Source organism: Streptomyces sp. CBMA123, assembly GCF_014596465.1.
Classification (GTDB): domain Bacteria; phylum Actinomycetota; class Actinomycetes; order Streptomycetales; family Streptomycetaceae; genus Kitasatospora.
Map to the genome: position 1 here is coordinate 1 of NZ_MECK01000594.1, position 245 is coordinate 245.

The window sequence follows — 245 nt, forward strand, 5'->3', positions numbered from 1 at the left end:
CTCGGGGAAGCTCGCTGCCATGCCGTCTCTCCTCGCCGGGTCGTGAACACAACACCGTACGCCTCCGGCGCGCCCCGGGTATCACGCGGTGCGCGCCCCGCGCGACGGTGCGTCAGAACCCGGTCGGGCGCTACGAGGTATGACCGTACGACGATCAGAAGGCCGGGATGACCGAGCCCTGGAAGGTGTCGTTGATGTACTTCCGGACCTCGTCGGAGTGCAGCAGCTCGGCCAGCTTCTTCACC

The 245-nt window shown here is 67.3% G+C and carries 1 pseudogene; it reads right to left on the reverse strand.

The window, feature by feature from the left end:
* Nucleotides 1–154: 154 nt before the first annotated feature.
* Nucleotides 155–245: pseudogene (locus BG452_RS37965) on the reverse strand (MetQ/NlpA family ABC transporter substrate-binding protein); the annotation flags it as partial.